Here is an 11,750-nt window from a genome sequence, read left to right as displayed (position 1 = left end):
AGTGGAATTCGAAAAGCTGGTCCAATCGCGCCGCAGCGTACGCGGTTTCAGGAAGGACCCGGTGCCGCGCGCGGTGATCGAGGCGATCATCGAGAGCGCCAAGCGCGCGCCATCGTCGATGAACACCCAGCCCTGGCATGTCCACGTGCTCACCGGCAGTCCGTTGGAAGAGCTGCGCCGCCGCAACATGGAGGAGATGGTGGGCGGCGCCAAGGTCAAGCGCGACATCGTCAGCCATGGCGAGTACCAGGGCGTGCACCGCACGCGGCAGGTGGACATCGCCAAGAAACTGTTCGGCGCGATGGGAATCGCGCGAGACGACAAGCCGATGCGGCAGGACTGGGTGTTGCGCGGTTTCCGCCAGTTCGACGCGCCGGTTTCGCTGGTCCTGACCTACGACCGCGTGCTCGATCCGGGCGCAGTCTGCCATTTCGACCTGGGCGCGCTTTGCTACGGCATCGTGCTCGCGGCTTGGGACCGCGGCCTCGGCTCCGTCATCAACGGGCAGGGCATCATGCGCTCTGACATCGTGCGCGAGGTCGCGAAGATTCCGGAGGACGAGGTCATCATGACCTGCGTCGCGACGGGCTATCCGGACGACGGCTTTGCCGCGAATGCCGTGCGCTCGGACCGCGAGCACAACGACGAGTTCGTGCGTTACGTGGGTTTTGCCGACTAGCACGAGCAGGAGGAGATTATTCTCCGGCCGAAATTTTCGGTGCGGCGCTGCGAGCGGCCTCTTGCAATCTCGAAGATGCAGGAGGAACAATGTCCGGAGTGAGAGGTTTGTTGCTGGCGCGAGGGATTTGACATGCGGCGGCTGGCTAGCCTGGTTCGGCGGTTCTTCGGCCCGCGGATGCGGCGTCCGATCGATGATGATCCGAGTCTTCCTTTCACACCCGACGAGTTCGGCCGCCTCATTCGTAGCGGCAGGCACGAGGACATGAAGCTGCTGGCCGAGGGGTTGGCCTGCCGGTCCATTCGGCGCCGCGCCAGATATCGTGCGACGCACTAAAGCGCCGTGAGATCATGGAAGGCATCTCGCTTTGAGTTGTTACTTGAGCACAATCTCTCCGGAAGGCCGCTGCACACTTTCCGGATCATGCCCAAGCTGGTTTCGGCGGCACTCACCTCGTGAGTGCGACTTGCTTGAACGCGGTCACCAGCGCCTTCTCGAGCTTTCCGGTCATCCCGCATAATATCCCGTACGCTTCCGCGCGGGGCATGGTCGGCTTGTACTGCCGATGCTCGATCAGCGCTGCGAAGATGTCGGAGATCGTGAGCATCCGCACGATGTCGCCGATGCTATCGGCACAGAGGGCGTCGGGATAGCCGCTGCCGTCGAGATATTCGTGATGATGACGAACGGCATCGAGGATCTCCGGCGAGATCTTGTCGTGCCCCTTCAGAAACTCGTAGCCCGCGGCCGGATGGGTCTCGATCAGGGCGCGTTCCTGCGCATCGAGGCGGCCCGGCTTGTCGAGGAGGGAGAGCGGGATTTGCGCCTTGCCGATGTCGTGGAACATGGCCGCCGAGTAGAGGCGCTCCAGATCGGGTCTTCTGACGCCGAGGCTCAGGCCGAAGTCGATGGCGACCCCGGTCACGAGCAGGCAATGCTGATAGGTTCCTTCGTGGTGGCGCCGCACCGTCGTGAGCCATTCCGACAAACCATGTTCGGTGATGCGTTCGGCAATCTGGCGGCCGGCTTCCCTGGTGCCGTCGATATCGAGCGGCTGGCCCAGGGTGACCGCCGTGAACATCGAGGCGATCGCGGTTGCCGCAGTCTCGACAGCATCGTCGGATTGCGCAGTTTCGCTTGCTGACGCGGAGGACCGAGCCGGCGGATCGGACAGGGCGGACAGCAATTTGATCCGGTTGATCGTGCCGGGCAACACGGTCGTCGCTCCCAGCGCGTAGGCCTGTGAAACGCCGACGTGAGACGCGTGCTCCAGGAGGAAGATTCGCTTCCTCGCTTTCGCCAGCTTGCCCGCCCGCTTCTTGATGGCCGCGATGTTGTCGACGTCGCGAAGCTCCGCGCGGATGACGATGGCGGACGGCACCTGTGACAGCTTGGCCTCGGCGTCCAGCCGTTCGCCTGCGACGGAGAACCGTTCCTCGAGAATCGAGCACACGCCCGCCAGCTTGTCGGAGGTATCGGCCAGCACATGCACGAAGGGGCGGGCCGCTTCACCTTCGCGGATGCCGTTACGGTCGACGGGCCTTGAGATGGTTCGCGCGTTCTGCACGGTTCGACCTGTGATCCCAGAAGTGCAATATGCCCGGATGAACTTCTCTGCCTATTTGGGATGATCGGAGTTCTGCGCCGCGGCCGCCGGTCCGCTCGCCGGCTTCCTCTTGCCATCTGCAGTGATGAAGTGAAGGCCCGCCGTGGTCCCGTCGATCCAGACGAGCTCGCAACGCCGATAGGCCAGTCCCGTCGACGATAGCAGCATGAAGAATTCCTTCGCCTGGAGCACGTCCAGCGTCCCCTCGACCTCGACTTTCGCGCCCGTCTGCGACACGTCGAGCAGAACGCAGCTGCGCCGCCATGTGCCGTCGGAGCCCATGAGGTTGACGGGATGCCTGTGGTCCATCCGCACGCGCGAAGCTTTGCGGCCGTCGAACTTCATCGCCTAACTCCCATTTTTGCGCCGCGATTTTCCCGACTGCTCCCTTTGGCATTTGCGGCGATTTCACCCCATCGCACCGTCCACTGGCTGGTCGAGAGAAGCAGGGTCTCGAAAATGTGCTGCGCGCGTTCGCGCTCGGCGAAGGAGAGCCTCGTGCCGCTGCGGTTGCCGAGGATGGCAAGCGTCGTCTGCCAGTTCAGCCGCGAAGCCCGGCAGGCCATGACCAAGCCCTCGCAATCCTGATCGGTCATGACGCGCTCGATGATCTCGATCGGAGCCCCGGAGAGCACCGACAGAGCCGTGAACAGATTGGCGGTCTCGCCGCGGATGGCGAAGCGGTTCACCGTGGAATCGTTGAGCTTGCCGATGCGGTTGAGTGCGACGATCTCGGGCCGCGCGTTTGCGTAGTCAGCCGCGCAGGGCAGCTTGGGGGCGATCGACGCGGCAGCTTCTGGACGCGAGACCGGGAGCGCCTCTGGCTGCCTGCGGGCGTTCGGATCCGGTGCGGCCGACAGCAGTTTCCGCACGACCAGATCTGGCGTGTCAGGCCTGAGCGCCAGTGCCTTCGTGAGCTCGTCGTCCCCGGCGCACTTCTCGAGGAGCGCAGCGTAGCCGGCATCGGAGAACAGTGCTCCTGCATTGCCGATCAGCGCGAGGTGGACGGCCCGGTCGCCTGCCTTGACGAGCGCCCCCGTCAGTGGCGGCTCGATCAAATCGCGAGCGGCGATCGCGAGCTGTTGCCGCCTGCCGCGCGAGGTCGCGATTACCTCGAGATCCGAGGTGGACAGGGCCGGTGATTTGAGCAGGACTGGACAGGCCACGTCCGGATCGTCGTGTGAGGCGAGACGTCGTAAGGTCTGCGGCGGAGCTGCCTTCAACTCGGCAAGCGCATGGCTCAGTTGAACAAGCGCAACGGCCTCGACCCGGTCTGTCAGTCGCAGCAGCACACCATCGGTGACTCCCGCGAGCAGCTCCTGAGACCGGTCGCCGCTGCCGGTGAGCAACTGCACAATGCCGGACAGGATGCGGGCGCAGCGGTCGAGCGGACACGCTGCTACCGCATCTTCCAATTCGACCAAAATATCAGTAGGCGAGTTTGCCTTCATGGCAGCAGCCTGAATTGAAATGAACTTGACGATCAAACGACGTCATTCAGCCTCACGGACATTAATTTGAATTTTAGGCACCGACGGCTCCGGTATCGCCGCACCGTCTGGGGAGCCAAAAACGCTATCGAAATTCGGCGAGACGGGGCGCCCCGGCTTGTCCCTGCAATTAGCCCCCTCGCCAATTGCTCAGGACAAGTTAAGATTGATTATCGGGCCTAGCGTAAAGCCGAAGGGGGAAGCTAACCGGCGTGGTCGCCGGACGCGCGCCAATTGCGGCGCCGCGGTTCATCTCGCCATGAACAGTATTGATGATGTGCCGGGGTCGGCACTCAAAACGTTTCGTTTTTCAGACGTCGACGAATTTCGAAGCGCCATACGCGGGTTGAATTTCGAATTCACACCTTTCGTACGGAAGATTTCGGCCGAGCAGACGATCCTGTCCTTACCCGGCTGCGACGTGAATCTGACGCACGCCTTTCCTCGGGTGGTCGACGCACAGCTCGTGGAGAATTGCACGGCGATTGGCTTCACGATGGACGACCTCAACGTGCCCATCCGCTTCAACGGCTCGCAACGCGCGCGACCGGTCGTGGTCATTGGCAGCAGTGGCGCCGGCTACACCACCATCGAGGAGGTGCAGCGTCAAATCGCCTCGGTGGTTTTCAGGCCGGAGGTAGGGGGACGTGGTTGGCCGCCTACGCCATCCAGCTTCAAGATTTTCGAGATCTCCGCGGACGGCTTGCAGCGGCTGCGCAGCGTGGTTCGCGAGGTGCTGGCCGAGGCCGCCGGCCCCGTGGAGGTGCCGGAGCTTTCATTGAAGGGCGCGGCGATGAGGGAGTCCTTGCTCGCAGCCGTTGATGAAGCCCTCCACAGCGTCGTTTCGGCCCGCTGGACGCTGGCCCCAAACGACGGACGGAGTTTCAGGATCTTCCAGGAGATCCGCTCGCTGCTCTCCGACCTGTCGCAGCCGATCTACAGCGACGAGATCGCGCAGAAGCTGGGGCTGTCCGTTCGCACCATGCACGACGTGGTCCGCCGCTATCGCGGGATGAGCCTGCACCGTTACCTGCGCCTGCGCCGGTTGTGGCTGGTGCGCCGGCAGCTTCTGGCCGGGGCCGAGAGCGTCAAGGCGGTCGCGCTGGCGTTCGGCTTCTGGCATCTGAGCGATTTCTCCCGAAGCTACCGCAACCAGTTCGGAGAGACGCCGTCGCAAACGCTGGAGCGCGGACGCGGCCGATAGCGCGCCAGAAAATCGAGTAGGGCCGGGCGACGGTTTCGTGCTACCGTTTGGTCATGAGCAACCGCATCCTCGTCCTCTACGGGTCATACCGTTCCGACCGCATGGGCATCCGCCTTGCGAATTTCGTCATCAATCGGCTGCGCGACCGCGGCGACGACGTCGAATTCATCGACGCCAAGGCGATCGGCCTGCCGATGCTCGACCGCATGTACAAGGAGTACCCGAAGGGCTCGGCGCCCGCCGAGATGGAGAAGCTGGCCGGGCAGATCCGCGATGCCGACGGATTCATCTTCGTCACCGGCGAGTATAATTGGGGCATTCAGCCGGGGCTGAAGAACCTCACCGACCATTTCCTCGAAGAGTGGTTCTGGCGCCCGGCCGCGATCGTGAGCTATTCCGCCGGCCGCCTGTCCGGCGCGCGTGCCGCGACCGCATGGCACGGCACGCTGTCCGAGATGGGCATGGTGGTGGTGTCGAGCACCATTGGCGTCGGCCCGATCGCGCAGACGCTGTCGGCGGAGGGGGAGCCGATCGGCGAGGGCGGCAAGGCGCTGGAGCGCTCGTTCCCGCGCTTTGCCGACGATCTCACCTGGTGGATCGAGGCGGCGAAAGCGCAGCGGGCGCGCAAGGCGCCGCCCTACTGACGTCGCGTTGCGGGCTACGAATCCGCCCTCCTAGGCGGCCCTGACCTCGCTGAGGAAGCGGTCGAACTGTCCGGCGAGGTCGCGCGACTGCGTGGAAAGCTGTTCGGCTGCGCCCAGCACTTCCCTGGCGGCCGAGCCGGTGTCATCGGCGGCGCGCTGTACGCCCGAGATGTTGGTGTTGACCTCCTGGGTGCCGCGGGCGGCTTCCTGAACGCTGCGGGCGATCTCCTTGGTGGCCGATCCCTGCTCCTCGATCGCTGCGGCAATCGCGGTGCCGATCTGGTCGATTTCGCTGATGACCTCGGCGACGTTGCGGATTGCGGCGACGGTCTCGTCGCTCGCGGTCTGGATCGCGGTGATCTGCTCGGAGATTTCTGTCGTGGCCTTGGCGGTCTGGCCGGCCAGCGACTTCACTTCGGAAGCCACCACGGCAAAGCCGCGGCCGGCATCACCGGCACGGGCGGCCTCGATGGTCGCGTTCAGGGCGAGCAGGTTGGTCTGCTCGGCAATGCTCTGGATCAGCGTGACGACGTCGCCGATCTTCTGGGCACCCTCGGCAAGGGTACGCGCGGTGTCGCCGGTGCGGCGGGCGTTGTCGACCGCGCGGGCCGCGATCTCGGTCGATTGCGCGACCTGGCGGCCGATCTCGGCGATCGAGGAGGTCAGCTCCTCGGTGGCGCTGGCGACCGTCTGGACGTTGGTCGAGGTCTGCTCGGACGCGGCGGCGACCACTGCGGCCTGGCTGTTGGTTTGCGCCGCGGTCGAGGTCATCGACTGTGCGGTGCTTTCCATGGTCGCCGAGGCGCGGGACAGGCCGCCGACCAGCTCGGTGACCTTGGCCTCGAAGGCGCGGGTGAGCTCGTCGAGCGCCTGCGCGCGGCGCATCTTGCCGTCGTTCTCCGCCTGCTTCTCGGCCGCGAGCCGGTCAGCCCTGATCATGTTGTCCTTGAACACCTGCACCGCCGCCGCCATTGCGCCGATCTCGTCGGAGCGCTCGGCGCCGGGGATGCTGTCGGCAACCTCGCCGTCGGCGAGCCGCGACATCCGCGTCGTCAGGGTCACGATCGGAGCGCAGACGCGGCGGCGAACCATCACGATGAGGCCGACGCTCGCGATCAGCACAGCGACGAGGCCCGCGAGCGCGATCGTGAAGCTGGTGCGCGCGGCGGAGGAAGCGTCGGCGAGGATATGCTCGGCATTGTCGTAAAGAGCATCGCGAACGCCGATGATCGAGCCGAGACCTTTTTGTGAGGCTGCGTAATAGGTCTCGACGTCGTGCTCATATTTGCCGCTGATGGCACCGTCCTTGACCATCTTGAGCTCGCGTCCGAATTCCTCGACATAACGCGAATTCATGGCCTCCAATGCTGCGCCGACATTGGCCGGGGTCGCCGGATGGCCGCGCAGCTCCATCAGGGCCATCACGATCTGGTCGCTTCGACCCTGCATGCGGGCAACGTCCGCCTTCTCGGCGTCGGTTGCAACCTTCTTGCCGCCAACAAGGTTCTTGTGGACGCTGGCATTGAGGCCGCCGATGTCGCGCAGCGTCATGGCGATGTTGGCGTAGTTGGCCTGGCGGAAGGCATCGCCGTTGAGGATCGCCATGCGGCGAACCTGCTCGTTCAGCAAGGCGGTGACGCCGGCGTTGAGCACCGCATTGTCGGCTACGACCTTCCTGGCGGCATCCTTGCGTGCCTCCGCGGGTCCTGCGATCGCCTTGTCGATGGCCTCGCGCAGTGCCGTGAACTTCGAGTTGATGGCGTCAATCTCGGTGCCGATGGCGTTGCCGTCGTCGAGCGAGCCCGGCAGCTCCTTGCGCAGAGCATTCATCTTGTCGCGGGCGCCATCGGTCTGCTTGCGCAGCTTGTCATGTCCGGAGAGCTGTGCCGGATCAACGGTGGCCGGTCCGTAGAGGATATTGGTTGCAAAGCCGCGCTCGGGGTTGAGGTAACGCGGGATGTCGCTGACCGCGCGGACGATCGCCAGGCGGCCCTCGGCTTCGCTGATCCGCTCCATGGTCTGGTATTTCGTCACGGCGACGTAGACGGCGAGGCCACCGCCCACGGTCGAGAGCGAGACGATGGCGCTGGTCAGGAGCGTACCGATTTTCATGATCTGTCCGGCAATTGACGGAGAACTATATTTCGCCGGACGTTAGGCGGTCCGTGTTAATCGCGGGTTTACGCTGCAGGTCCGATCAACTCAGCCGGGTGCCCGGTCGAGCTTGGACAGGATCTCCAGCGTGGCGCGGTCGCGTTCGCCCGCAAAATATCGGGCAATCGCCTGATCGAAGATCGGCTCGTCGGACACCGCACCGAACAGCGTCATCGACGAGCGGAATTTGGCGTCATCCGGAGCCCCGAGGATCGCGTTGATGGTCCGCCCCTCGACGGCGAGTACGAGCCTTGTGCACTCGATGAGGCGCGCCCCAAGGACGGGGTGGGCGAGATAGGCCTTCGCCTCCGCGCGGGAGCCGATCGCGTAGCGTTGCGACATGGCGCTGAAGCCGAGGCCGGCGACCTGCGGGAAAATGAACCACATCCAGTGAGTCTGCTTTCGTCCCCGGCCGAGCTCGCCCTGGACGTCGCGATAGACCGGGTCCTGGGCTCGGACAAAGCGTTCTAGATCGAAAGGGTCGGTCATTGGATACCTTGGCAGGCCTTTGCGCCGCGATTATGCCTAACTTTTGGCTCCCAATGTGGTAGCTGGTATAGAGTCTCTCCGGGTGGGGGTGGGTAGCCCCCGGGGGTCGATTTGGGGATCTGATGGTTTCCGACGCAGCACATGCCGAGAGGCTGTTGTCGCGCCGCCGTGTCGGGCGGGCCGAGACGATTCTGCTGTCTCTGGCGGCAGTCGCGCTGGCATTGGGTGCTGCCGCTTGGGTCGCGGATATCGGCGATTCGAGTCCGTTGGTCTCCGCCGCGCTGCCGCCGGCCAATGCCCCTTCATTCGAGGACCGTTTCGCGTCGGCGTCCGGCAGCCCGACGCCACGCGAGCTCGGCCTGCGGGTGTTGGAGCGCTCCACCGTGAATGCGGTCCAGTTGAAGCTGCGGGACGCCAAGGCGATGCTCGCGCAGAAGCTCCAGGGCGATGACTGGCGCTCGATGCTGACCGACGACGACGGGAGCGCGGAGGACGAGCGGAGGTCCTCGCACCGTGCCGACGCCATCCCAATGCCGCGCTCGCGTCCGGTCCAGGCGGACCTGGCCGCCCAGATCGCCTCCAGTCAGGCCTATGCCGATACCGGTTCCCGGGCCGACAACCGCAATTTCTTCGAAAGATTCACCGACAAGATCAAGCTGGCCTCACTGACGCCCAGCGACGGCCTGTTCGGAAAGGCGCCGGATCTCGCCGCCCTCGGCTACGATTCGCGGACAGCGGTCTATGACATCTCGGCCAAGGCGGTCTATCTGCCGAGCGGGGTCACGCTGGAAGCGCATTCCGGCTTGGGCGCGCTGATGGATGATCCGCAGTATGTCGACCGGCGCATGGTCGGCGCGACACCGCCTGCCACCTACGACCTGAAGCCGCGCGAGAAGCCGTTCCACGGCGTCCGTGCGCTGCGCATGACTCCGGTCGAAGGCACCAGCGCGCTCGGCCGTGTCGGTCTGCTCACGCACAGCTACTTGCTCGGACCGCGCGGCGATTCCAACGGCTGCGTCTCGATCAAGGACTATGATCGTTTCCTCAAGGCCTACGACAATGGCGAGTTCAACCGCCTGGTCGTGGTGCCGAGCCTGCGCGGCGCGACGACCGCTTCGCAGCGCGCGAGCACCGATTCCTGATATTCGCCTGCGACGGCGGGGCTGCCGTTTCCCCTTCGTTAAGCCGTCCTCGTCCAGAAGCAGCCCATGAGTGATCCCTCAAGTTCCGAAACACCGCTGCGCACGACGTTCAAGATCAAGCTGAACGGCGATACGCTGGCGATCGCGACCGTCGGTCAGGCCTATCAATTCCTCACCAACTTCAAGTCGGTCGAGTGGATGGAATTCCGCTCCCTGCACGAGGACGCCGTCGCAGCCCTGGAAGGTGCTGCCGGTAACGCCATGCTGGCCGTGCAGGCAACCAACGCCGTGCGGGCGCTGTTCGTGAGTGCCAAGCTGCTTTGAGGGCTTTTCAGCTCACAGTCTCGGCCCGGATGCAGCCCGGGAAGGGGTTGCCGCGGATCGATAGCCCTGCGCTTGCGTCCGCCCGCGCTCCAGGCCTTCTCCTCGCATCTTGAACTCCGCTACAGGAACGGGCAAACGGTCCGCGACCGCAAGTCCATAAGTTTGAAACTGACTTTCAGGGAGAGCCTCATCATGAAACGCCGTACATTCCTCAGGTGCGGTGTAGATTGTAAGTAATTACAAATACTGAGGAAATTTTTGCGACGGATCTCAGTCAGTTAGCATGTCAGTCATCCATCATTCTGTTTTCGTTCCGTTCCGCTTTTCCAGCCGGATAAGCTGGACGTTCCGGATCTTCTTGTCCCTCAGCCGAGCGTAGCGCTCGGTCATGTTGATGTTGCTGTGCGTCGCAGCGTGCTTGACGTGTTCGAGCTCGGCGCCGGCCTCCGTGGCCTCACTGATCGCGCCAGCCCGGCTATCCCGGTTCTGGACGTTGTCAGGGATTTTGCAGATGCGAGCGATCTTGCGCCAAGTCTGCCGGAAGAACTCTGCGCTGTACGGCTGTGCCGTGCTTTCCAGGACGACTACCGGACCCTTGGCCGGCTTGCCGCCGAGGAAGGCGATCAGGATTTGCAAATCCTCCATCACCATAGGGCAGAGCTTGAGATCGATCGATATCTTCTTACCCTTCTTACTCGTGACCTTGGTCAGAATGAAGTCATCGCTGATCATCTCCCAGCGAAGTCCTTTGACCCACTTCAACTTGCGGCGGCGGTGGATCACGTCGGAGACCTCGCGCTCGTCCAGCGGTATCCATTCACCAATTACGTCTTTCTGCCGGAACATGCAGTCGAATTGGAAGGCTTGCGCGAGCGCCATCGAGAAATAACCGATCTCTCGGCACTTGGCGCGGTGTGCAATCACTTGTTCGGCCGTGATCGCTTCCTCGCGCGGCTCGCCGCCGCTCTCCAGCCGCAGTTCTCGGAAGAGGGGCAGAACTCGCTCACATTCCCGGTCCTCCAAGATGCTCATCCCAAAAGAGAACGAGCTGCGGAGCAGGGACATGCAGCTATGGCCGGTGGTCAGCTTCTGGCCTTGCTCGCTCCATTCGTCGTGCCAATTGACGAGCGTTTTGAATCTGATGTCTGAAATCTGTTCATCGCCGTGCGTCTCAACGATCTTCTTCAGGACGCTATCGTGGTTGCGGCGCGTCCAGTAACGCTTCTTGACGTGCCGCGATGCCGTGTCCGTCTGATATTTGTTGATCAGTTCGCGCACAGTGCGGACGCCTTCTGGCACCACAAATTCGCCAGCGCGAGAGAACATCAGCATTTCGGCCTGAAGCCGCTCGCACTTCGCCTTGACGTGCTTCGCCTCTGTCTCGGTCGGCGGCTTGTCGAATGACATAAGTTGCACAGTCTGCGGCATGAATCCGAGTTTGATCAGATCAGATCGCGCCTGCCAGGTGGCAACCCATGCGCTTTTCCGAGGGCGCCAGACAAGGCCGGGAGCGCCCTCAATCTTCGGTTTATCCATACCTCGTTCTCCCCTTAGATACGGCGTCGGGGAGTGTAAGCCCTTCGTGCTTGTCGAGCCAAGCTTTCACTGCGGGCCAGTACCGTCTATCCCCGAAGAAAGCAGACTTCTTCGGAAAAGCGTGCTTGGCCTCAAGCGCCGGCAGGAGAGGGCGCAACATTTTCTCAGGCACGCCTAGCCGCCGGATCATCTCGGCATCCGTGAGATAGAGCTTGTCCTTCTCGCGCTCCAAGGTCTCGGGGCTCGGCATCGTCATTGGTCGCTAGGTCCTCTCATCTCGTGAAGGGGCGAACGTCTGTTCCAGGCGGCTATCGCCTCTGCGCTGGTGTCAAGATGCGAAACGCTCGCCTCGCATTTCGTACAGCAAACTTCGCCGTTCCATGCCTTGCCGCAACAATCGCAGGACGGATGTGAGGTCTCGATCGCCTCCGATCCGCAAAAAGGGCATGGCAACAATTCAGTCATGGCTTCGCCCCTGGGAA

At 63.4% G+C, this 11,750-nt stretch carries 12 protein-coding genes; 5 read left to right on the top strand and 7 right to left on the bottom strand.

The features are described from left to right. Position 1 precedes the first annotated feature (1 nt). The gene (locus tag K408_RS0107695) at positions 2–679 is read left to right on the top strand and encodes a nitroreductase (protein WP_024338029.1); all 678 of its coding nucleotides are present in this window, start codon (positions 2–4) and stop codon (positions 677–679) included. Positions 680–1,127: 448 nt separating this feature from the next. On the opposite strand, the gene K408_RS0107685 is transcribed toward K408_RS0107695, so the two are convergent. Genes K408_RS0107685 through K408_RS0107675 form a run of 3 tightly spaced genes read right to left on the bottom strand, consistent with a single transcriptional unit; the run spans position 1,128 to position 3,736 of the window. Continuing rightward, a complete protein-coding gene (locus K408_RS0107685) occupies positions 1,128–2,246 on the bottom strand; it encodes an HD-GYP domain-containing protein (protein WP_024338027.1) in 1,119 nt (372 codons plus the stop codon). A gap of 51 nt (positions 2,247–2,297) precedes the next feature. Continuing rightward, positions 2,298–2,630, bottom strand: coding sequence for a PilZ domain-containing protein (locus K408_RS0107680; protein ID WP_024338026.1), 333 nt, complete (start codon positions 2,628–2,630; stop codon positions 2,298–2,300). Beyond that, on the bottom strand, positions 2,627–3,736 hold the full coding sequence (locus tag K408_RS0107675; protein ID WP_024338025.1) for a DUF2336 domain-containing protein: 1,110 nt from the start codon (positions 3,734–3,736) through the stop codon (positions 2,627–2,629). Before K408_RS0107675 ends, K408_RS0107680 begins: the two co-directional genes overlap by 4 nt. Before the next feature lie 298 nt (positions 3,737–4,034). Here K408_RS0107675 and K408_RS0107670 point away from each other — a divergent pair, with 298 nt between their 5' ends. Beyond that, positions 4,035–4,979, top strand: coding sequence for an AraC family transcriptional regulator (locus tag K408_RS0107670; protein ID WP_024338024.1), 945 nt, complete (start codon positions 4,035–4,037; stop codon positions 4,977–4,979). A gap of 53 nt (positions 4,980–5,032) precedes the next feature. After that, positions 5,033–5,623, top strand: a complete 591-nt coding sequence (locus K408_RS0107665; protein WP_024338023.1) for an NADPH-dependent FMN reductase — start codon at positions 5,033–5,035, stop codon at positions 5,621–5,623. A 30-nt stretch (positions 5,624–5,653) separates the two neighbouring features. Here K408_RS0107665 and K408_RS0107660 read toward each other — a convergent pair whose 3' ends face one another. Both K408_RS0107660 and K408_RS0107655 read right to left on the bottom strand, forming a co-directional pair. Then, a complete protein-coding gene (locus K408_RS0107660) occupies positions 5,654–7,735 on the bottom strand; it encodes a methyl-accepting chemotaxis protein (RefSeq protein ID WP_024338022.1) in 2,082 nt (693 codons plus the stop codon). A 90-nt stretch (positions 7,736–7,825) separates the two neighbouring features. Continuing rightward, positions 7,826–8,266 carry a DUF1810 domain-containing protein gene (locus tag K408_RS0107655; RefSeq protein ID WP_024338021.1) on the bottom strand — a complete coding sequence of 147 codons (441 nt, stop codon included), beginning with the start codon at positions 8,264–8,266 and terminating at the stop codon, positions 7,826–7,828. Positions 8,267–8,457: 191 nt separating this feature from the next. On the opposite strand from K408_RS0107655, the gene K408_RS0107650 reads away from it, so the two are divergent. Beyond that, entirely contained in the window at positions 8,458–9,408 is a 951-nt protein-coding gene (locus tag K408_RS0107650) for a DUF2778 domain-containing protein (RefSeq protein WP_035697948.1), read from the top strand. Between the two features lie 66 nt (positions 9,409–9,474). Continuing rightward, complete coding sequence (locus K408_RS0107645; RefSeq protein WP_024338019.1) at positions 9,475–9,732, top strand: hypothetical protein; 258 nt, start codon at positions 9,475–9,477, stop codon at positions 9,730–9,732. 297 nt (positions 9,733–10,029) lie between these two features. On the opposite strand, the gene K408_RS40240 is transcribed toward K408_RS0107645, so the two are convergent. Then, complete coding sequence (locus K408_RS40240; RefSeq protein ID WP_024338018.1) at positions 10,030–11,268, bottom strand: tyrosine-type recombinase/integrase; 1,239 nt, start codon at positions 11,266–11,268, stop codon at positions 10,030–10,032. Between the two features lie 252 nt (positions 11,269–11,520). Then, on the bottom strand, positions 11,521–11,733 hold the full coding sequence (locus tag K408_RS44260) for a Lar family restriction alleviation protein (RefSeq protein WP_080654839.1): 213 nt from the start codon (positions 11,731–11,733) through the stop codon (positions 11,521–11,523). Positions 11,734–11,750 lie beyond the last annotated feature (17 nt).

Origin of the sequence: Bradyrhizobium sp. in8p8, assembly GCF_000426845.1 — a bacterium.
Taxonomy (GTDB): Bacteria; Pseudomonadota; Alphaproteobacteria; order Rhizobiales; family Xanthobacteraceae; genus Bradyrhizobium; species Bradyrhizobium japonicum_C.
This window is presented reverse-complemented; position numbering and strand designations above follow the sequence as displayed.

Bases quoted from the DNA above. Each gene is read 5' to 3' on its own strand.
- K408_RS0107680 (WP_024338026.1), bottom strand. From the start codon at position 2,630: ATGAAGTTCGACGGCCGCAAAGCTTCGCGCGTGCGGATGGACCACAGG.
- K408_RS0107675 (WP_024338025.1), bottom strand. From the start codon at position 3,736: ATGAAGGCAAACTCGCCTACTGATATTTTGGTCGAATTGGAAGATGCG.
- K408_RS0107670 (WP_024338024.1), top strand. From the start codon at position 4,035: ATGAACAGTATTGATGATGTGCCGGGGTCGGCACTCAAAACGTTTCGT.
- K408_RS0107665 (WP_024338023.1), top strand. From the start codon at position 5,033: ATGAGCAACCGCATCCTCGTCCTCTACGGGTCATACCGTTCCGACCGC.
- K408_RS0107660 (WP_024338022.1), bottom strand. From the start codon at position 7,735: ATGAAAATCGGTACGCTCCTGACCAGCGCCATCGTCTCGCTCTCGACC.
- K408_RS0107655 (WP_024338021.1), bottom strand. From the start codon at position 8,266: ATGACCGACCCTTTCGATCTAGAACGCTTTGTCCGAGCCCAGGACCCG.
- K408_RS0107645 (WP_024338019.1), top strand. From the start codon at position 9,475: ATGAGTGATCCCTCAAGTTCCGAAACACCGCTGCGCACGACGTTCAAG.
- K408_RS40240 (WP_024338018.1), bottom strand. From the start codon at position 11,268: ATGGATAAACCGAAGATTGAGGGCGCTCCCGGCCTTGTCTGGCGCCCT.
- K408_RS44260 (WP_080654839.1), bottom strand. From the start codon at position 11,733: ATGACTGAATTGTTGCCATGCCCTTTTTGCGGATCGGAGGCGATCGAG.